Annotated in this window: 15 protein-coding genes; 9 read left to right on the top strand and 6 right to left on the bottom strand. The window is 60.5% G+C overall.

The genetic code is table 11. The annotated features are described in order from the left end of the window. Nucleotides 1-25: 25 nt before the first annotated feature. On the top strand, nucleotides 26-961 hold the full coding sequence (locus AC2S2E_RS05985; protein ID WP_486524102.1) for a glycosyltransferase family 2 protein: 936 nt from the start codon (nucleotides 26-28) through the stop codon (nucleotides 959-961). Between the two features lie 412 nt (nucleotides 962-1,373). Further along, nucleotides 1,374-1,784 (top strand): hypothetical protein, encoded by a 411-nt coding sequence (locus AC2S2E_RS05980; protein ID WP_486524101.1) that lies wholly within the window; start codon nucleotides 1,374-1,376, stop codon nucleotides 1,782-1,784. Between the two features lie 185 nt (nucleotides 1,785-1,969). Here the strand turns inward: AC2S2E_RS05980 and AC2S2E_RS05975 are convergent, their stop codons facing one another. The 3 genes from AC2S2E_RS05975 to AC2S2E_RS05965 are packed head-to-tail and all read right to left on the bottom strand — an operon-like array spanning nucleotide 1,970 to nucleotide 5,593. Beyond that, nucleotides 1,970-3,403 (bottom strand): oligosaccharide flippase family protein, encoded by a 1,434-nt coding sequence (locus AC2S2E_RS05975; protein WP_486524100.1) that lies wholly within the window; start codon nucleotides 3,401-3,403, stop codon nucleotides 1,970-1,972. A gap of 35 nt (nucleotides 3,404-3,438) precedes the next feature. Then, nucleotides 3,439-4,314, bottom strand: coding sequence for a glycoside hydrolase family 16 protein (locus AC2S2E_RS05970; RefSeq protein WP_486524099.1), 876 nt, complete (start codon nucleotides 4,312-4,314; stop codon nucleotides 3,439-3,441). A 25-nt stretch (nucleotides 4,315-4,339) separates the two neighbouring features. After that, the gene (locus AC2S2E_RS05965; RefSeq protein WP_486524098.1) at nucleotides 4,340-5,593 is read right to left on the bottom strand and encodes an O-antigen ligase family protein; all 1,254 of its coding nucleotides are present in this window, start codon (nucleotides 5,591-5,593) and stop codon (nucleotides 4,340-4,342) included. 563 nt (nucleotides 5,594-6,156) lie between these two features. Between AC2S2E_RS05965 and AC2S2E_RS05960 the strand changes: the two genes are divergently transcribed. The 3 genes from AC2S2E_RS05960 (at nucleotide 6,157) to AC2S2E_RS05950 (ending at nucleotide 10,038) form a co-directional block, all read left to right on the top strand. Then, nucleotides 6,157-6,732, top strand: a complete 576-nt coding sequence (locus AC2S2E_RS05960; protein ID WP_476100964.1) for a calcium-binding protein — start codon at nucleotides 6,157-6,159, stop codon at nucleotides 6,730-6,732. 286 nt (nucleotides 6,733-7,018) lie between these two features. Continuing rightward, complete coding sequence (locus AC2S2E_RS05955) at nucleotides 7,019-8,377, top strand: glycosyltransferase family 2 protein (protein ID WP_486524097.1); 1,359 nt, start codon at nucleotides 7,019-7,021, stop codon at nucleotides 8,375-8,377. Further along, nucleotides 8,374-10,038 (top strand): glycosyltransferase family 4 protein, encoded by a 1,665-nt coding sequence (locus AC2S2E_RS05950; protein ID WP_486524096.1) that lies wholly within the window; start codon nucleotides 8,374-8,376, stop codon nucleotides 10,036-10,038. Before AC2S2E_RS05955 ends, AC2S2E_RS05950 begins: the two co-directional genes overlap by 4 nt. 63 nt (nucleotides 10,039-10,101) lie before the next feature. Here AC2S2E_RS05950 and AC2S2E_RS05945 read toward each other — a convergent pair whose 3' ends face one another. From AC2S2E_RS05945 to AC2S2E_RS05935, 3 genes are read right to left on the bottom strand one after another with little or no spacing between them, the layout of a single operon-like run. Next, nucleotides 10,102-11,484, bottom strand: coding sequence for an HlyD family type I secretion periplasmic adaptor subunit (locus AC2S2E_RS05945; protein ID WP_486524094.1), 1,383 nt, complete (start codon nucleotides 11,482-11,484; stop codon nucleotides 10,102-10,104). A gap of 3 nt (nucleotides 11,485-11,487) precedes the next feature. Then, nucleotides 11,488-13,245 (bottom strand): type I secretion system permease/ATPase, encoded by a 1,758-nt coding sequence (locus tag AC2S2E_RS05940; RefSeq protein ID WP_476100956.1) that lies wholly within the window; start codon nucleotides 13,243-13,245, stop codon nucleotides 11,488-11,490. A gap of 39 nt (nucleotides 13,246-13,284) precedes the next feature. Next, entirely contained in the window at nucleotides 13,285-15,330 is a 2,046-nt protein-coding gene (locus tag AC2S2E_RS05935; protein ID WP_486524093.1) for a GumC family protein, read from the bottom strand. A 771-nt stretch (nucleotides 15,331-16,101) separates the two neighbouring features. Here AC2S2E_RS05935 and AC2S2E_RS05930 point away from each other — a divergent pair. From AC2S2E_RS05930 to AC2S2E_RS05915, 4 genes are all read left to right on the top strand, one after another. Then, the gene (locus AC2S2E_RS05930; RefSeq protein ID WP_486524092.1) at nucleotides 16,102-17,256 is read left to right on the top strand and encodes an acyltransferase family protein; all 1,155 of its coding nucleotides are present in this window, start codon (nucleotides 16,102-16,104) and stop codon (nucleotides 17,254-17,256) included. Beyond that, entirely contained in the window at nucleotides 17,256-18,431 is a 1,176-nt protein-coding gene (locus AC2S2E_RS05925) for a glycosyltransferase family protein (RefSeq protein WP_486524091.1), read from the top strand. Before AC2S2E_RS05930 ends, AC2S2E_RS05925 begins: the two co-directional genes overlap by 1 nt. Next, on the top strand, nucleotides 18,428-19,519 hold the full coding sequence (locus AC2S2E_RS05920) for a glycosyltransferase family 2 protein (RefSeq protein ID WP_486524090.1): 1,092 nt from the start codon (nucleotides 18,428-18,430) through the stop codon (nucleotides 19,517-19,519). The genes AC2S2E_RS05925 and AC2S2E_RS05920 overlap by 4 nt, the downstream gene beginning before the upstream one ends. 135 nt (nucleotides 19,520-19,654) lie before the next feature. Continuing rightward, nucleotides 19,655-21,352, top strand: coding sequence for a TolC family protein (locus AC2S2E_RS05915; protein ID WP_486524089.1), 1,698 nt, complete (start codon nucleotides 19,655-19,657; stop codon nucleotides 21,350-21,352). Nucleotides 21,353-21,423 lie beyond the last annotated feature (71 nt).

The following is a 21,423-nucleotide window of genomic DNA, read 5'->3' as shown; positions in this document are numbered from 1 at the left end:
TCATCTCTGAAAAGGGGCCAGACGGGTGAACAACCTTGCTGACACAATGATGACCGCTTCGACCGACGCGCCTGAACAGGTGACGGTCGCGATCTGCACCCTGCGCCGCCCCCAGATCGAGGATGCGCTGCGCTCTCTGGGCCGACAGATCATGCCCGATCAGACACAGTTGCGCATACTGGTGATCGACAATGACGACCATGATCGCCGCCGTCCCGACATCGTTGCGATGGGACGGGCAAACGGGCTGGATCTGGAATATATCCACGCGCCGCGCTTCAACATTTCCACGGCGCGCAATGCCGGGCTGGACGCCTGCACGACGCGCTGGCTGGCCTTTATGGATGATGATGAAGTGGCGATGGACGATTGGGTCGCCAACCTTCTGGCCCATCGCCAAGGGCAGCAAGCGGTGTTCGGGATCGCCCGCGCGATCTATCCCGAAAGCGGCGCGCCATCGTGGATCGCGGGGGAAGATTTCCACTCCAACCAGATGGCCCCGCAGGACCCGCCGTGGAAGGGGTATACGTGCAATGTCCTGATCGACATGGATTTTGTTCGCCGCCATGGACTACGCTTCCGCGAAGAACTGGGGCAAATCGGGGGGGAGGACACGATCTTCTTTCGCGAAATGTACATGCGCGGCGGGAAACTGGCCTATGCCCCCGGCGCAGTGGTCGAGGAACCCACGCCGCTGTCACGCATGACGCTGGGCTGGTTGATCAAGCGGCGGTTCCGCAGCGGACAGGTCCATTTCATCGTCCTGCGTCAGGATGGGCAGATGATCAAAGGTTCAGCCATGGCCATGGTCAAGGCCGGCATTTTCCTGCTGCTGGCCGCGCTCAACCTGCCCCGCCCGCCCAAGGCCGCCGGCCATGTGTTGCGCGCCGCGCTGCACGTCGGGGTCTTTGCCTCGGCGCTGGGATTTGCACCCTATCGCGAATATTCCGCCCCGGCTTAGGCCGATTAAAGGGGGATGCCTCCGGCGGGCAAAGGGCGGGTGCCCTTTGCAATCCCTTTACTGTCCCTGTTGCGCCCGAAAAGCAATGACGCGCCCCGACGCCGACGGACTGGTTTTGAAAGCCGCTTCGCGGCGGGGGGATGTCGGCAAAGTTTTTTGGGGCGCATAGCGCTGGCTATGGCCGGGATTGGTGGTGAGCGGACGTAGCTCTCAACGCATCTGCCTGTTAGGTACGCGGTGCATTCGGATGGTTTGAAAGGGTGGGGATATGGTAAGACGGTCGTTCATCGCGAGCCTTATCAGCGCAATCGTTTTTGGCGCAGCGAAGGCGAGCGAGGCAGTCACGCGCTTCCCCCCGGTTCCAACATGGCATCCTTCATTCGAACAGCCGCTTGACGAAGTCGTTGGGCGCGTGAGCTACTATACAAATGGCAGACGGGATTTTGTAGTCTTCGCACATGGCACTTGCGTCATACTCGAAGATGGACTGGCTGACGCGGCTGCAACGGCCTTCGCTTTAAAGACGCTCGCCCAAATACTTGGCTCCCATCCGGATATGAACCCTACGCCTATGGATGATGGGAACATCCTCGTTCGCTACAACCACCCCGCCGTCAATGTCGTGTTGAAGGAGGTGGCCACGGCTCACTGGTCAGAAATTGAGAAAATGCATTTGGCAGGCCTCACAGAGTCTGAGGTTCTGATAACGCCGCTTGGTTCAAATAAGTTCGATGACTTCGGAAAACAGGCGCTTCTGGGCCGAGCGTATATGTTCTTGGACGCCCAGCATCCCAAGATTAACGCGATTCATCGCTATCAATAGCGTCCGCCTGTGGGGCGATTGCTGTCATTCAGGCAGCCGAAGCTTTGGCACCGTCTCCGGAGCGTTAGCTTCAAGACGGAAAACCTCAAAATCCGTCGATTTGCATCGACCAGCGCCGCCTCACATGGCGCAAAAGCTTCCGCGTCAATCACCTACTGACCTCCACCTCCCGCACGCCGCCGCGATCAAGCGCGAACCGCAGGGCGCAGCATCCGCCGCCAGTCGCCGCCCGCCATGATCTGATGAACCACCCCCGCCACCAACAGGGCCGCGCAGCCCGACATGGCCCAAAGCGCAACTGTCCCCATCCAGCCATAGGCGGCGGCCTGCGCCCCGCCGGCCAACACCACCGCCAAGGCGCCCACCACGCCCACCGCAGGCAGGCCAATCACGACCGCGCCGAAATCGCGCAGCGGCATCAAATGCCGGGTCAATCGCGCCGACCACAAGCACACCGCGACATTCTTGAGCGTGATCGCCCAAGCCACCTCCGCCATGCCGATCCAGCGCGCCAAAGCCACAAGGCCAATGGTCATCGCCGTCGAAATCAACGTGCGATTGCGCAGCAGCCGGTTTTGTCCATGGGTGGAAAAATAGGCCCCCTGAACATTGGCGATTACACGTGAATATCCGCCAATCGCCATCGCTTGCACCACGGGCGCGGCCATCATCCATTGCGCGCCGAAAATCAGCGACACCACCGTATCGGCATGGACCACCAGCACCGCGCTGGGCACACCGAACAGAAAGGTCATCATCGCCATCGCCTTTCGGAAATCGCGGCTCAGACCATCGCCCTGATGCGCGGCAAACCGGGGTTGATAGAGCGTGGACACAAAGGCCTGCGAGGCGGCAATCTGGGCCATATCCACCCTCTTGCCCAGATTATACATGGCAAGGGTGGCGGGCGTCAGGATCGCACCGATCAACACCTGATCGAGGAAATTGTTGAGCGTACCGATCGCCCGCACCTGGCTGGACATCCATGCCACCGGCATCAGGGGCGCGGCCTTGCGCCAGTGGAGCGATACCACCGCCCCGCCGCCCGCAACAATCACTGCCAGCCAGTTGAGCATGGATTGGCCCAGATAATAGCCCACCATGCCCCAGACCGGCCCCACCCGATCCGACATGGCCAGCCCCACCACAATACCGCCCACATTGCTCAACAACCCGCGCGAGGCCATGGCGCCATAGGCCTGCCTCCGGGCGAGCAAAGCGGTGGGATGCTGGGCCAGCGTGTCAAAGGTCAGTTTCGCCCCGACACAGACCGCCGCCAGTGTCAGCCCCGCACCGCCCATGCGCGGCAAGGACAACAACACCACGCCCATATAAATGGCACTGGCCCCCAAAGCGCAGGCCATCAGCAATCCGCCCGCCGCCGCGTCGCGCGCGCGATCCGCCTCGCGGTCGACCAGCATGGCCTCGTACAAGCCATTGGGACACAGGGCCTTCAACACCTCAACCCAGGCAAGGCAAAAGGCCATCACCCCCATGATGGTCGGGGGCAAATGGCGGCTGAAATAGACAAACATGCCCAACGGCGCCAACACCGCCAGCCCGGCATTGACCGCCGAAATCGCCGTATGCATTTTGCCATAACCGGCCGACCCAGACATAAGTGCCCCCTAAATCCTTACGAAATTTGCGGCGATCAATCGCGCGCCATGGCGTCGGGCAATTGCCAGACGCGGATATAATCCAGCTTCATCTGCGCCGGGAAAGCCGTGCTGGCGTCGGGATTGCCCGGCCATTTGCCCCCCACGGCCAGGTTGGCCAAAATGTACATCGGCCGCCGCATCGCCGGGCAGGTCGGCGCCTCGGCCACCAGTTGCCCGTCAACATACCAGTGCAGGCGTTGTGCCGTCCATAACAGGCCAAATGTATGAAACGCCGTGGGATTGGGCAGTTTCCTGTCGCCCGCAGGCTGACTCCGCTGGCCGGGGCAATGGGGGGTGAAATAGAGATGGTCCCCGCCAATCGCCTCAACAATGTCAATTTCCGGCGGCCAGCTTTTGTCTATCGGCAACAGCCAGAAGGCCGGCCATAATCCCTTTCCCACCGGCAAAGCAGCGCGCATTTCGAAATAGCCATAACGCTGGGCAAAGCTGAAGCGTGAGGCGATCATGCCGGAGGTGTAATCCAGCCCCCAGATCGCCGCCTTGGTCGAAGGCGTCGCTTTTTCCGCGGTGATGGTCAAAACGCCATTGGCGACACGGAACGGATCGACGTTGATCGTTGCGGCGCCCACGCCGCGAAAAGCGCGATCAACATAGGCCTGCCGCTCTCCATTGCTGACCAAGCTGCGGCTTTCGACCGCCGATGGGCCGCCATAGCCGAATTGAGTGCGCCAACGTCCGGCAAAGCTGTTTTCGTCAAAGAGTGAGAAGTCGTCGAATTCATCCTGAAAGGTCAAATGCACGGCAAAAGGCAGGCTGGCCGAGGGCGCGGGTTCCGCCAAGGGCGTCGGCGGGCTTTCCTTTGCCCCGGCGCATCCGCCCGCCCATGAGAGCAAAGCCGTACAAGCCACGGCCCAGAGCCCAACACGGCCACGCCTAATCATAGCGCGCCATTTCCGCTTTACGATGCCCCGCATGCGGCCATGCCATGCCCCATGCGACCCAGACCAGCACCGTGGTATGATAGAAAGGCAGCGGCCCCAAAGCCTCAATCGGAATGCGCGTGCATTCATACGCAAGGATCGCCAGCCAACAGGCCGCGGCCGTTTCACCATGGCGCATAGACCGGAGCAACAGGCCCGCCGTCCCCACCAAGGCCGTGACACCCAGCACGGCCACGCCGACATAGCCAACCTCGACCAGGTTTTCGATGATCGTGTTGTGAAAATTGAAACCGGACCGCGCCGGAATACGCGCCCAGGTCCACAGTCCTTCGGCATCGATATTGCCCGGCACCCAGAACGCGCTGTAGCCCAGCCCCAGAACCGAATGACCGGCAATAATATCTTCCGATCTGGCCCAGAGATATTGGCGCCCGGTCAGCGTCGGATCCTTGTTGAACATAGCCAGCAAGGCCTGCATCAACGCATCGCCCGCCACCAGATAGGCGGTCAACGCCAGCAAAGCCGAAAGCGCCAGCAGGATCAGCAGCCACGCGCGAACAACCGGCCCCACACGCCCCATGACCACCATCAGCACCATCACCACGCAGCCACCGAAACCGGCCACAATCGCCCCCGCCGATTGCGAGAGGATAATGGCGTTCACCTCCGCCAACAGAGCAAGCAAGAGCAGGAAGGTGACAATCGGACGCTTCATCCAGATTTCGAAATGCAGCCCGACCATGGCCAGAATGCCGATGGCGGCAATATCACCAAACAGATTCTTGCCCGAATTGAAGCCGGAGAAAGCCGTTTGGCCCGGCGTCAGCCCCACCGCCACCGTTTGCCCCAAAACCAGCGCCAGAAGCAGATAGACCATGCCCGCCAGCGCAAGCCCGGCCAGCACGTCACCGGGGCGCGGAGAACCCGCCAGCCACAGGCCGATATAGATCGTAAAGATAAGCTCCAGACTGAGCCGAAGCGTGGTGATCGGTTCAATCGACCACGCAACCGAAAGCAAGGCAAAAAATCCCGGGGCGAACAAAATCCACCGCCCCTGCATCCGGCGCGTCGATTCCGCCGGGCGGAGGATTGTGATCACAGTGTAAAGGCCGATGAGCAGATAGGGCGAGGCCCCATGCGATTGGGGCAGGAACAGGAGCAGCGCAAAGGTCGCCAGCGAAATCCACGTTTCCCCCGTCATGCGCAGCGCGCCATGAATGGGGCGCACCGGGGCAACCGGGCCCATGGGAATGGGCGAGAACAGAGGCTGACTGAATTGGTCCATGGATCACCCAGTAAAAAATGGGATAGATTCGAAGACGATCAGCCAGAATGCCGCCCCTTCTTCCTAAACGCTAATCCGCAAGGCCGCATAGGGGAAAGGACAGATGGATCGCCTTTGGAGGAGATCAGGCGCAAGTCGCACCCATCGGCATTTCACACCAGCGAAGCCGCAGGAACGAATCGACGCGGTCCCATAACGGTTTCATGCGCAAGATTGCGCCGAACGATTGTCGCGAAGATTTCTCCATCACCCCAGATCGGCCCACCACGAAGGCAAATTCGCGGACCAATATTTAAGTATTAACCCTTAATTTAATAAACTTAATCCAAAATACCTCTTTTCTTGCAACCAAAATTACTCCAAGCCATTGTTTGCCACGGCATATTCACTTGATAAATTTTGGTTCATAGTGGTTTGAAAAGTATTTTTTTCGTATTTACCACTTTCTTCTTTGGGCTAGAATGCAAAGCGAACTGGAGGGGAATGATTAGATTCGGTCCGCCAGTGCCAGTGGAGGCGATTTTATGGCTACCTATAACTATACCTATTCAACCAGCGCAGTGACCCAGACCCTCGATAACAGCGGCAACACCGTCTACGGCTCGGCCTATGGCGACACGTTCATCGGTGGCACCGGCAACGATTATCTTCTGGGCGGTGCAGGCGATGACAAGCTGTACGGCGGCGCCGGTAACGACCGTCTCGACGGCGGCGCGGGCAATGACACGCTTTGGGGCGGTTCGGGCATCGACCGCATGTCGGGCGGTGCGGGCAATGACACGTTCCTGATCAAGGCCGCCGATCTGGACGCCTCGCTCTCGGGCGCGACGACCCAGAAGCTGATCACCGATTTTCAGGGCGCTGCGACCTGGGTTTCGGGCAACAATGACCTGCTGCTGCTGACCGGCTTTGGCGCTGGTTCGACCCTGACCGTGACGGGTACGTCGACGCATTATACCGCCCCGACGACCAGCCCGGACGCTGTGCTCTATTACTACAACCTGCATGACGCCGCGACCGGCCATGACTATACGATCGGCATCGTGTCCCTCAATGGTCAGGCCCTGTCGTCGGCTTCGGGCGATATTAAGTGGTATTGATTTGATGTGAACGCATTCGCTGAATGCAGTCACTCAAAAAAAGGCGCCGGCGTGTTCGCACACGTCGGCGCCTTTTTTCATAAATCATAAAGAATCATACCGCGCGCCCGGACAAAGTCGATCCAAATACGCGGGTTCTTACTTATAATCCCACCAGAAAAGAGCCATTTGGATGAGCAATGGCCGGACAAGGCTGATAGATTTGACGGCGCAGGCGCTGAACCTTTGACGCCATGATGCGCAAGGTGACCGGCGGGCTGCACAGCTTATTTATAAAGGCGGTGCCATGCCGACATTCGACGTTTCGATCATCATGCCGAATTTCAATTGCGAACCCTATATCGCGCAATCGATCCGCTCGGCCCTGCAACAATGCGGCGTTTCGGTCGAGGTTGTGTTTGTCGATGACGCCTCATCCGACGGCAGCGTGGCGGTGGCACAGGCCATGGCCGATGAATTCCCCGGCCTTGTCCAAGTGCATCGGCTGGAACGCAATTCCGGGTCGGCGGTCGCGCGCAACATGGCGCTGCGTCACGCCAATGGGCGCTGGCTGGCCGTTTTGGACAGCGATGATCTGATGTATCCACACCGCCTTGCCAAGCTGATCGAGGCCGCCGATGAACAAGGCGCGGATATTATCGCCGATGATCTTTTGACCTTTTACGATGATGGCAAACGTGCGCCCCACGGCCTGCTGGGGGGCAAACATGCGCGCGGCGGGCATCATGTCTCGTTGGCCGATTTTGTGCGCGGCAATCCGATGTATGGCCGGTATGGTTCGCTCGGTTATGTCAAACCGATGGTGCGCGCCGAAAAATGGCGGGATAGCGGCGTCTGGTATGACCCCGCCCTACGGTTGGCGCAGGATTATGATTTCCTGCTGCGTCTGCTCGAACATGGGCTGGAATTCTACCTTCTGCCCGAACCGTGGTATTTCTATCGCAAGCATTCCAGCTCCAATTCGGCCAAGTTGAAGCGCGCCCAGATTGAGGCGCTGAAGCAGGCCGATATCGAATTTTCACAGCGCATCGCGGGACAGACCGAGGTTGAGGCCGCCAGACTGGAACGACATGCGTCACTGGATCGGGCGCTGGCCTTTGACACGCTGGTCGGCGCGATCAAGGGGAGGCAATGGGGCGTCGCATTGGCCGAAATGGCCCGTAATCCGGGGGCGGCGGCCCTGCTTGCCTTGCCAATTCAGGCGCGGGTGGACCGGATGCGGCGGCAACGCGCGACCGCCGATTTGCCCGGCGCATGTGCGGCGGTGCTGACTTCGCGGGTGCTGGATGATGAAGGCCGCGCCCGTCTGGACGCCATCGGCCTTGCCTTGCGGGAAAAGAGCCTCAGCCCCCGGCTGGTCCTGCCCTTTGCCCCTGACGCTCAAACGCCGGACAGCTTTCCTGCGGCTGATCTGGGCAGCTATGATCAAGTCTCCATGGCCGGGTGGGAGCGGCGCGGCGACCGCTATGTCAAAGTGGCCGGCCCTTCGTTTGAACCGCTGATCGTGGCGCAATCGGCCTATCCCAGCCTGGAGGCGGTGCTGGTCGATACGCCCAAGGCGGCGGATGCGGAAAGCTTTCTGATCAAGCCGGTCGAAACGCGCCTGGCGTGGGATGAACAAGCGGGCGCGCTGGTGGCGGCGTGACCATTGCCGAACCGCTGATGGATCGTGTGCGGGCTTTGGCCACGATTGATTATGTGCCCGAAGCCTTTTCCATGCAAAATCAAACCCCCATGGGGCGACAGGCGGCGGGCGAAGGATTTTTACGGGCCTATTTGAAACATTCCGGTGGCGATGATTTCGGCGCCCTCGTGCGTTCCGCCGCCGACGGAGCCAGCTTTGAACAGGTGGTCAAGCAATTGGCCCCGTCGGCCCGCGCCCATTGTATGAACACCCGTGACGTTTCGGGGCTGGAACAAGCCGGGACTCTGTTCTGCTATCATCCCAGCCTGACCGAACATGCATGGCGCAGGCGCTATTTTGGCGCGGCGCGCTACAGCATCTGTGGCTTGACCCATACTTTGTCCAGCGACCGGGCGATGCGCGCGGTGACCGAATTGGTATCGGCGCCGTTCCATGCGTGGGACGCGCTGATTTGCCCGTCGCGGGCGATCCGCGATGTGACCCTGCGCCTGATTGAGCAGCAGCAGGCCTTCGCGGTGGAGCGCTATGGCGCGCGTGCGCTGGATTTGCCGCAATTGCCGGTGATCCCGCTGGCCGTGGCCGCGAATGACTTTGACGGGTTGGACGGATTGCGGAACAAGGCGCGGCAAAAGCTGGGTATCGACCGGCATGACGTGGCCTGTGTCTATGTTGGCCGCCTGTCCATGCATGCGAAAGCCAATCCGGCGCCGATGCTGATGGCGTTGGAGCGCGCAGCGGCCCATGTGCCCCATGGCGGAAAAATGGCGATGTTGTTTGTCGGTTGGTTCGCCAATGACCACCAACAGGCCGCCTTTCGCCAGGCGGCGGCACGATTGGCCCCGTCGGTCCGCGTTTCCTTTGTCGACGGGCGCAAGGCAAACCTACGTAGGGAAGCGTGGGCGGCCGCCGACATCTTCTATCAATTGGCCGACAATGTTCAGGAAAGCTTTGGACTGGCCCCAGTCGAGGGCATGGCGGCGGGGCTGCCGGTGGTGGTGTCCGACTGGGACGGTTTTCGCGACAGTGTCGTGGATGGAGAAACCGGTTTTTTGATTCCCACCACTCAACCGCCGCCGGGACATGCCGGTGACATTGCGCGATTTTACGCCGAAGGGTGGATCAATTACGACGCCTATATCGGATCGGTCAGCCAGTTCACCAGCGCGGATATTGATGCGGCGGCAAAGGCTCTCTCGACACTGGCCGCCGATCCTGCGTTGCGGGTCAAGATGGGGGCCGCGGGCAAGGCGCGCGTCAAAGCCCTCTATGACTGGCCCGTGGTGATCCGGGCGTATCAGGACCTGTGGGCCGAATTGGCCGAGATCAGGGCAAAGGCTCCGCCCGCCCTGATGCGCCACCAATCGCCCGATCCGGCGGCCAGCGATCCTTTCACCATCTTTGCGGGATTTGCCACGCGCCACCTGACGCCCAATGTTTGGGTGGGGCCGGGAGCCGATGCTGGGGTCAATCTGGACGCCACGCGGCTGGTCGAAAACTTGCTGCCTCCCGCCCAGCTGATCGCCCGGATCGGGGCCATCATGAATGGTCAGAAGGTTCAGATCGGCGCCCTGATGACCGCGATCCCCGATGTGCCGCCGCCGATTTTGCTGCGCCATGCGGCGTGGTTGATCAAGGTGGGCTATCTGAACGTCGTTGAATAAGGTCCATATGAAAAAGCCCCCTTGGCGGTGTGGAACCGCCAAGGGGGCTTTTTCTATGCCTGATTACAGCTCATGCCCGCTGCGCCACAGGGCCTGACGGAAGGGTTCCAGCAGATATTCCATCAAAGTGCGCTTCTTCGCCTTGACCAGCACCTGTGCGGGCAGGCCCGGCTTCAAAGCGGAGGTCCGCCCCTTGAGCTGGTTGATCTTTTCAATATCGGCAGGATCGACCGTCACCTCGATCGTGTAATAGGATGTGTTCGACTTTTCATCCGACAGGATATCGGCCGAAACCCGCGTCACCTTGCCCTCAATCATCGGCAAACGACGTTCGTGCAGGGAAGGAAAGCGCAATTCGGCCACATCGCCGACACGCAGGTCATTGGCCTCATTGGGATTGACCTTGGCCGTGACGACCAGATTGGCCTCCTTGGGCACGATTTCCATCAATTTCTGGCCCGCGCCGATGACGCCGCCCACGGTAAAGACCGAAAGGCCCACCACCGAACCCGATGCCGTCGCCCGGATCTTTGTGGCTTCGACCAGATGGCGCGCCGCATTCCATTTGGGCAGGATATCGGCCAGATTTTCATCCACCTTGCGCATTTCATCGGCGGCCACGCGGTCATTATCGGTGCCCAAAGACATCGACCGCATTTGCGTTTCGCCCAATTGCGCCCCCACCGAGGCGTGATCGGCCGACAGGCTGGCATTTTGCCCCGACAATTGCGCCCGCGCGCGTTCCAGTTCGCGCACGCGGTTCATACTGGCATAGCCTTGTTCGGCCAGAGCCCGCACGCCCGCCAATTCATCATCAAACAGCGACGCCTGCTTTTCGGCGGAGGTCAGTTGCTTGGTCAAGCCGCTGCGGCGTTCCTGCAACTGGGCGGCCTGTTTTTGCAGGATCCGACGCTGTTGCCCGATGGCGGTGTAATGCGCGTCCAGCACGGCCCGCTGAAGCCGCATGGCATCATCGGCCAGCTTGCGGTCTTGCGGATCAAGGTGAGCAAAGCTGACCGGTTCATACATGGCGCGTTGACCGACCAATTCGGCCATCAAACGCGCCTTTTCCGCCTGAAGCCCGATCACCTGACTGGCCAGAGCGCGTTCATTGGCGACCACTTCGCCGCCGTTGAGTTCGAGCAGGATTTGGCCCGCTTTAACCTGCTGCCCTTCCTGAACATAGAGCGCGCTGACCACGCCGCCATCGCGGTGCTGGACCGTCTGGCGGTTGCCATAGACCGTCACGGCCCCTTCCGCCGTGGCGGCGCTGTCCAACGGAACCATGAAGGAGAAGATGCCTAAGCCCAGAAAGAACAGCAGGATAACAGCCCATCCGCCCCAGATATCGCGCTTGCTATCCTCCTCGATCGTTCTGATCCCGCTAGAGATCATCATCTTTTCGGTGCTGACGACCTCCATCGCAACGATATTACTGTCCGACATAGATCAATCCTCCGCCGCTTTTTCCGATGGTTGCGGCGCCATGACCGCTTGACCGCCCGACAGGCGCTCCATCACATCCTTGCGTGGGCCGAACATTTCCGCGCGGCCGTCACGAATGACCAACAACTTGTCCACATCGGCCAGAATGCCCGCGCGATGGGCGACAACGACGATAGTCACCCGCCTTTTGCGCAATTCGGCCAAAGTTCGGATCAGATGCATCTCACCATCGGCGTCCAGCGCCGAATTGGGCTCGTCCAGCACCAGCAGGCGCGGCCCGCCAAACAGCGCCCGCGCCAAAGCCACGCGCTGTGCCTGTCCGACCGAAAGGCCGCTGCCATTATAGCTGAGTTCGGTGTCATACCCCTTGGGCAGGCGCAGGATGAATTCATGCACGCCGCTCAATTGCGCCACACGCACGACCTCGGCGTCGAGGCCGCCTTCGCCGGGGAAGGTTTCCTGAAAGCGGGCGATATTCTCTTTGATTGTCCCGCGAAACAGCGTCGGTTCCTGTGGGACATAGCCGATGGCGCTGGTCAATTGGCGTTCGGGCCAATCGGCCAGAGCGGCGCCATCAATGCGCACCGCGCCATTCACCAAAGGCGCAATCCCGACCAGCGCGCGCGCCAAAGTCGATTTGCCCGCCCCGCTCGGCCCGATCACGCCCAACATATCGCCCGGCAGCAGGCCAAAGCTGATCCCCTGAAGCAGGAGGCGATCGCGCGCAGGAGATGCCACGCTCAAGGCTTCGACCTGAAGCCGCCCCTGAACCTCGGGCAGCCACGTGCGTTGCGGCACCGGCCCGACGCCTTCGAACAGGTTTCCGATCTGCTCATAGGCCGAACGCGCCTGCGCCAGACTTTTCCACGCGGCCGTGACCATTTCGATCGGCGACAAAGCGCGCGAAACCAGCAGCGAGGCCGCAAAGATCGCGCCGGGCGACATCTGCTGGCTGATCACCAGATAGGCGCCCAGCCCCAGCGCCAGCGATTGCAGCATCAACCGGATCGCCTTCACAAAGGATGTGATAACCGCCGTCTGCAACCCGGCCCGCGCCGTGATCAGATTGGTCGAAAGCCTCTCTCCAATCTGGATCCGGACAAAGGACGGGCGCATGCCCAAAGCGCCAATGACACCGGCATTGTTCAGCGCGCTGTCCATGGCCTGAAAAACCGACTGGTTTGCACCATGGACCTTTTGAATGGCCGCCTTGGTAATCTTTTCGTTTACCCAACTGAGCAAGCCAAGGATCAGCCCGCCCACGGTGGCAAAAATGCCCAGATAGGGGTGCAATATCGTACAAACGATGATGTAGATCGGCGCCCATGGCAGGTCGAACAGGGCCAGCATGCCTTGCCCGGTCAAAGCCCCGCGCAATTGGTCAAATTCACGCATCAGCGTGGAATTGGTGACCGTCCCGCTGTTGGCCCCCGCCCGCATCAGGGCGTCGAAAATCTTGCCCGACAGTTGCACGTCCAGCCGCTGGCTGGCGATCACGAACAAGCGGGTGCGGATCAGGTCCAGCACCGCAATGGTCGCCGCCGAAGCGACAAACAACAGGGTGAGCAGCCCGAGCGTGGCAAAACCACGCGTCGGAACCACACGGTCATAGACCTGAAGCATATAAATCGTGGGTGCGAGATAGAGAATGTTCAGGAAGGCGCTGAAAATTCCCGCGTTCACAAAGAACACGCGGCACATTTTCAGCGCTTCCTGGATCTGCATCTCCCGCCCGGATTGGGGCATTCGCGCCTTATTCACGGCATCCTCCATTCCGCGGGGATCATATTCTCGCCCAATTTACGAATGATAGGTCGCAAGGCTACGATGATAGCCATAGGCCTCGCCCACGCCGATTGAGGCATATTTGCGGGTATCGACCAAAGACAGCGCCGTACCCACCACGCGAGCGCCGGATTGGTTAAGGATATCGACCGAAACCTTCGCGGCCTTGATGCTGGATTTGCGCCAGCGGCAGACCATCAGGGTCGAGTCCGAAAGCCAGCCCAGCAGGCGCGTATCGGCCACCGCCAGAACAGGCGCCGTATCGATGATGATGACGTCAAACTGTTGGCGCAACTGGGTCATCAGCGCACCGATGGCTTCGGCCTGAAACGCGCCGGACGACATTTCCTTGACCAGAGCGGGCAGGACGACAAGGTTGCTCCGCTCATCCTTGACCAGTGCATCGGCCAGCGAAACCTTGCCATCGAGCACGTTGATCAGACCATGACGCGCGCCCGGAACCAGCAACTGGCTGGCCGAACAACGGCGCAAGTCGCCATCGATCAGCAGCACCCGCGCATGCCCTTCGGCCAGCACGCGAGCGAGACTGATCGCCAGCGTCGTCTTGCCTTCACGCGGCAACGAAGAAGCCAGCGTAATGACCTTGGACGCGCCGGGCCGGTTCAATTTGAGGAAAGCGCCAATGTTGCGCACGGCCTCGGTATAGACCGAGAACGGGTAGTCGAGGACGTAATCCTCCGGCGCGCATTGGGCCTGAACCTTGGGCAGCTTGTTGATGTCGGGCAGACCGCCCGCATACTCAACATGCAGGTTCTTCACAATATCCTGACGCGTGCTGATGCTGTCATCCAGATATTCGGCCACCGCCACGGCCACCAGACCGAGCATGACCGCCACAATTCCGCCCAGCATCAGGGCCAGCGGATAATTGGGCCAAAGCGGCTTTTCACCGGGGCGCGCGATGGCGGCAATGCTGGCATCGGGCAGCGGAACCTTGACCTGCCCCTCAACTTCCTTCGAACGCTGAAGGAAATTGGCATAGACGGTCTTGCTGGCCTCTGCCTTGCGCTGAAGATCGGACAGGCCGACCTGCGCCGAGCCATTGGCCACCAGCGAGCTGCGCGCACCGCCAAGGCTGGCCTGAAGCGAGGCAAGGTTCGAGCTGGCCGCCGACACATCGGCGCGCAGCGAGGCCAGAATTCGTGCCGTTTCCGCCGCGATCTGCTGACGCACATCGGCCAGATTGCGCTTGGCCTTGATCACATCAGGATGCAGGTCGCCATAACGCGCCTGCAATTCGGCCAGTTGCGCGCTCTGTTGCGATTCCTGGATGCGCATGGAACGGATCGTTTCGGACTGGACCACCGCGCCCACACCGCCGCTGCCGCCGCTCGACAATTGCGACCGCGCGGCCTCGTAACGGGCCACGGTCTGGGCGTAATTGGCGCGTGCAGTGGCGATCTGCTCGTTAAGAGTCGAAACCTGCTGTTCGGCAACCGTTGCGCCCTGTGCGCTCATCAGGTTGTGCGAATTGATATAGGCCTGCAGCTTGGCATCGTCTTCCAAAGCCGTGCGGCGCAATTCATCGGCATGGGCCGAAACAAAGGTGCCGGCCTGTTCGGTTTCATTCTGCTTGGTCGCGCGCTGGGTCGCCAGATATTGCCGCGCAATACTGTTGGCGATGGCGGCGGCCATGTCGGGCGATTGCGCCGTGGCCGTCACATCGATGACATAGGTCAGACCCGACCGCTGAATCCGCAGGCGGCCCAACAGGCTGGCCACGGCATTGCGTTCACCCGCCGTCATCGGCACGGCCTGTCCGCCGCTGTCCTTCACCGCGGGCAGCGCGGTCGAATTGGACGTATCCGCCCGGCGAAATTCCGGATTATCGGCCAGTTTCAACTCTCGCACGGTGGCCAGCGCCACTTCGGGCGCACCGATCAGGCGAGTTTGCGTATCGACCACATAAGTATCGGCGGGCAGGCCCGACATCACCGGCGTCCCACCAATAGGATCGAGCTTGCGCGGTTCAATAAGAATGCTGGCCGTTGAAGAATAGATCGGCTTGGTCATGAACAAAGCCGCCAAAACGGCGCTCATCACCACCAATGCCACACAAACAAAAACAACGATTCGTCTTAGAAAAATCGCCAGAAGATGACGCGGATCGGGCAGGATCTCGCTTTTCTCCTGTGGTGGACTTTCATACCTAATCTCAGCTGATGCGGTGGCCATTAGCTTTCTCCTTACCGTAAGGGTATTCCGGTAACTCTTGGCCAAGCACAACCAAAGTTGGGTCCGAAACGAAGACGACCAGTCCAAAGCGGCTTTGGTTCGGAGAAGGTGATCGATCAAAGCGATCACGCCATGTGTTGAGTCGCGGCACGATATTAAACAGGCATTGAAAGCCCAGCGCCCGACCATCGACCTATGTTAACAATATTGGGAAATTCACCCGCGATTAACCGTCATCTTGTGTGCCATTTGCATGGAATTTTTCCATGCCGTCCGAATCGGGCGAGAGCGAGATGCCGAATGTCGAAAAAAGGGAGCCGCCTTGCCAGACATAACGCGATCAATGAGCATCCGTATTTGCATTCAATCCGATCTGGATAAAACCGTAATGGTTTTTCCGGGGCGATATTCACCCTCCTGAATCGCACAAATTGGCCGCGAAAAATGGATATTGCGCAATAATCCGAAAATCATTCTTGCGAAATGAATAGGTTCACGCCTCCGCGATAGTGCCATATTGGTAATTGACGCGAATGAAATGCGATCAATTCGGCGGCATCGCGGCATGAACCCTGCCCTCAACTGTGGCAAAACTCGTGCGTCAGCCAAAAGGGAGCGCCCGAGGCGAAACGCAGTTTGACCCCCTCACCTCATCTATCCACCACTCCAATTGGCAATCTGCCGGACAGGGATGGCGCCATACGGCTGCATCCCTCCCGCCTCAACGCCAACACCGCGTCGGACGGCGTCGCCTCGGCCAAGACGTCGCATGCCCGCCTGCCCTTTCTGGATGGATGGCGTGGCGCCTCGATCCTGCTCGTGCTTGCCGGACACTTCCTGAACATATCGTCTTTCGAGGCGGGCAAACTGGGCGTGGAATTGTTCTTCGTGCTCAGCGGGCGGCTGATGGCGGAAATCCTTTTTATCCAGCAGATGCCCCTGCGGCAATTCTATCCCCGGCGGATCGCGCGTATCTATCCCGCGCTGCTGGTCATGGTGCTGGTCGCCACACTGGCGCTGATGCGCAGCGATCTGGCGATTGGGCCAAAATATGCGGCGGCGGCCATCCTGCTGGTTTACAATTATGCCGCTGCCCTTGGCTATCACGCCGGGGCGGTGGATCACATCTGGTCGCTGTGCGTCGAAGAGCATGCCTATATCACGCTGGGCCTGATCGCGGCGATCAGCGCGCATCGCCCCCGGCTCGCATGGGCGCTGATCCTGACATTGTGCTTGCTCGCCATGGTCAATGGCGTGATCAGCACCGCGGTTCTGGGACAGGACTGGTATCAGGCCTATTGGCGTTCGGACGTGCATGTGGCCTCCATTCTGGCGCCTGCGGTCCTGTTTCTCAGTCGCCAATGGCATCCCGATTTCTGGGCGGTTCGCGCATGGATGGTTCCGGCGGCGCTGATTTTGGGGGCGGCCTGCTTTGTGGGTGATCTGCATCATCCGCCCTTCTGGACCGGCACGTTGGGCACGGCGTCCATCGCCTTTGCGGTGGTCTGGATCGACAAGGGCCCGGCATGGATGGTGCGCGCCCTGTCGTGGCGCGGGCTGGGGGCCATCGGCCTGCTCTCTTACTCGCTCTATCTCTGGCAACAGCCGTTTTACGTCTATGCGCGCGATGGGGATCTGACGCTGCGCCTGGGCGCGTTGGGCTGTGCAATCGCGGTGGCGCTGGTCAGCTATTTTGCGGTCGAAACGCCCGCTCGTGTCTGGCTGAACCGTCGCTATGCGCGATGGCTGGCGCAATCGCATGACAAATCGCGTGGCAAGGGGAAGAAATAATGGCCCCGCCCTATATCGCCTCTGTCGATCTCGATTTGCCGCCGCCCGGTCCGACGGTACGGCCTAAAGTGCTCTATCTGGTGCATAACCGCGATGACGCGGCGGTGCGCCGCCGCCTGACCATGTTTGAAACGCATGGGGCCAAGGTAACTCTGGCGGGTTTTTGTCGCCACGATGCCCAAAAGGAGCCGATCGGTTCGGCCGCGATCATCGATCTGGGCGTCACGGCGGATGGCCGGTTGATGCAGCGCGCGTGGCTGGTCTTGCGCCATTGCCTATCGCCCGGCCGGTTAAGGCAGTGCGCAGAGCAGGCCGATGTCATCGTCGCGCGCAATCTGGAAACCTTGGTGATCGGGCGCCGGATTCTCTATCCGGGGCAAAGGCTTGTCTATGAATGCCTCGACATACATCGGCTGCTGCTGGGTCATGGGTGGAAGACAAGGTTGCTGCACCGGATCGAACAATGGGCGCTGTCACGTACCGCCTTGATTCTGGTCAGCGCGCCGCTCTTTATGTCCGAATATTTCAAACAGCGTCGCGGATGGACGGGGCCGCATCTGCTGTCCGAAAACAAGGTGCCGCCGCAGGCCGTTCCCCATGCCGTGCCTCCACCGCCCCCGGCTGGGCCGCCATGGGTCATCGGGTGGTTCGGCATGTTGCGCTGTCAACGCAGCCTGGCGATCCTGCGCCAACTGGCCGCAGAGGCGCAGGGGCGGATCAAAGTGGTGATCGCGGGTATCCCGTCCGAGGCGGAATTCGGCACCGATTTTGCCGATAGATTGGCCGATGATCCGTATGTGGAATTCTTGGGTCGTTACAGCGCCGCTGATCTGCCCGACCTCTATCGCCGCATCCATTTCATCTGGGCCATCGACTATTTCGAGGAAGGGCTCAATTCCGCGTGGCTGCTGCCCAACCGCCTTTATGAAGGGCTGGCCCATGGCGCGATCCCGCTGGCACAGAACAATGTGGCGACCGGGCAGTGGCTGAACGAACATGGGGTGGGCGTCACGTTCGACGAACCGGCCACCGAATTATCCGCCTTTCTCGGCGGTCTTTCCACGCGGGATTATGCCGCGTTGCATCAGGCCGTCAACACCCTGCCCGTAGAGGCGGTGTGTCAATCCGATGCCGAAAACCTCAACGATTTCCATATCATCACAGGTGCCGCATGAACGCTATGACTCTGGAAAGTTCCAGCGCAACGGCGCAGTTACCACGTGCCGAAGATGCATTGGCCCAGGCGCTGATCGTCATTCCCTGCCTGAATGAAGAAGCCCATCTGCCGGGCCTTCTCGATCAATTGCTGAAACAGAGCGGAGCAGCCACCATCGTCGTAGCCGACGGGGGCAGCACGGATCAAAGCCGTGCCATCGTCCGGCAATTGGCGGCGCAGCATTCCAACCTGATCCTGCTGGACAACCCGCGCCGGATCCAAAGCGCGGGTATGAATCTGGCGGTACAGCGGTTTGGCGCGGCGCATCGCTGGCTTGTTCGGATCGACGCACATTGCCTCTATCCCGATCACTACGCCGCCACTCTGATCGCCAGAGCGCAGGCGACCGGGGCCAGTTCCGTCGTGGTGCCGATGGTGACCGATGGCAAGGCGTGTTTTCAAAGCGCGGTGGCGGCGGCGCAAAATTCCCGGCTGGGGACGGGCGGCGCGGCCCATCGCCACATGGGGCATGGACAATGGATCGAACACGGGCATCACGCCCTGTTTGACCTCTCGCTCTATTGTCAGGCGGGCGGATATGACGAAGCCTTTTCGCACAATGAGGATGCCGAACTCGACAAGAGGCTGTCGGCGCTGGGCGGGCGCATTTGGCTGGAACCGGCCTGCGCGCTGACCTATTTTCCGCGCCGGACGCCGCGGGCCTTGCTGCGGCAATATCGCGGATATGGCTATGGCAGAGCGCAGAATGTGGCACGTCATCGCACCCCGCTGCGCCTGCGACAGGCTATTCCCGTGCCCTTGGCGCCTGCGGGGATGATCGGCACACTGGCACTGATGCTGTCGATGGTGGAGCCATGGCTCGCCCTGTTGGCCGTGCCGATGCTACTATGGTTGTCGGCCTGTGCCGCCTATGGCGTGGTGCTGGCGGTCAAGGAGCGGTCGGGTTGCGTGCTTCTATCGGGTCTGGCACTGGCCGTCATGCATTTCGGCTGGTCGATGGGCTTCTGGCAATTTGTGCTGACCCGGCCCGGCGATAGTGGAGCGCCGTCAGCCATTGTCTTGAGCAATACAAACGCTGGCCATTGAAAGGCCCGTCGCCCGCACAAAATCGTCACCTTAATTTAGGTTCGTCTTGGATGCGATCCTTCGCCCGAGTTTTACGGAAAGAGCTATGAATACATGCACTTTCCGTAATTCTTTTTGATCGGGTGATGTCTTGTCATGCGTATTGCTAAACTCTCTTTGGTGAAGACATCGCTGATGCTGGGCATCGCGGCGGTTGCGGTCATTCCGCATGGCGCGGGCGCGCAAGATATGGCCCGAAAGGTCCAGATCGCCCCCGTCATCACCCCCACGCAAGAAGGCGATGAGGCCGCCCTGCCCAAGGTTGATCCGGTATCAACCGCGGGCGAACCGATGGTGTGCCGTGCGGACATGGACTGCCCTCTGGCCGATCCGGTCCAAAAGACCCGCCCGCGCAGCCCGCGCGAAATGAACGTGTCTCCCCCCGTCACCAATCTGGGCGATGCCATTGCCTTGGCCTATAAAAACAATCCCCTGCTGCTGTCCGCCCGCGCGCAGACCCGCTCGGCCGATTATGGGGTGCCGGTGGCGCGTTCCGCCTATGGGCCTGCCTTGACGGTGACGATGGCCGACACGTTCACCCGCACAAAGGAGGAATTGCTGGCCGGCCTTTGGGTCGGCGCACGCGGCTGGGCCTATACGGCCTCCGCCGTTTTGAGCCAGCCGCTCCTGACATTTGGTCGCAATGCCGCCAATGAACAGGCCGCCATCGCCGCCGTCGAATATCAGCGCGAGGCGCTGCGCCTGACCGAAATGCAGGTGTTGGGCAATGTCGTGGCCGCCTATATCGCGGTTCGGCGCGACACGGCCTTGTTGACCATCGCGCGCGAAAATGTGGCGATTCTGGACCTGCAATTGCAAGGCAACCGGGCAAGGTTCAAATATAAGGACCTGACCAAAACCGATCTGGACCAAACCGAATCCGAACGCGAAACCGCCGAGGCGGTCATGCTGCGGGCGCAGGGGCAATTGGGCGTCTCGCAAAAGCAATTTCTGCAATATGTCGGCGCGCCTCCGGGCGAACTGGCCGATATTACCTTGCCCGATGTGCCCTTCACCAATCTGGCCGATGCCTATTCCTTTGCCGAACAGAACAGCGCGCTGATCTCCTCCGCACGGGCCAAGGAACGCATTTCCCATGCGCAGGAACAGGCCGCCCGCGCCGAATTCCGCCCCCGCATCGATGCGCAGGGCAGCGTCGGCTATTCCAGCAATTCGCCCTATAACAACCTGTTGCGCAACACGCAGGTCGTGGTGCAACTGGCGCTGACGCAACCTTTGTTCGATTCCGGTCTGCGCATGGGCCGATTGAACGAGGCCAAGGAAAACAATGAATCGGATTGGCGCCTGATCGATTCGGCCCTGCGCGACACGCGTGAGGCGGTGGGGACGGCATGGGACCAATTGGCCGCCGCGCGCCTTGGCATTGTCCATTTCCAGAATGCGATGGAGCGCGCCAAGAGCGCCTATGTCGGGGCCGTGCGTCAACAAAAGGCCGGCGATCGAAGCACCTTCGACGTGCTGGTTTTGGCCAGCACGTTCCAGTCCATGCGCAACAACTACTATAATGCCGTGGCCACAGAGGCTTCGGCCAAGCTCAACCTGCTTGGGGCGATGGGCCTATTGGAAACGCGTTTCCTGAACCCGAATGTGAAGCTGTATGATCCGGCGGTTCACTATGACAAGGTGTCGAGGCAGGGCAATATCCCCGTCCTGACCCAGATCCTGTCGCATGTCGACCGCAGCTTTAACCCCGGCATCAGCCGCGCGCGCCCGGTCCGCGATGAGGGCGCCCGAGAGGCGCTGAAATCCAGCGTTACCGAGCCAAACCCATAAATGGCCTACAAAAAAGGGGGCGGATCAGTCAGCCTGATCCGCCCCCTTTTTTACACGCCGCTTCAGCGCCC

Source organism: Novosphingobium sp. 550D, from assembly GCF_057401885.1.
Note: the sequence above shows the minus strand (reverse complement) of the source record. Positions and strands in the feature narration are given on the sequence as shown.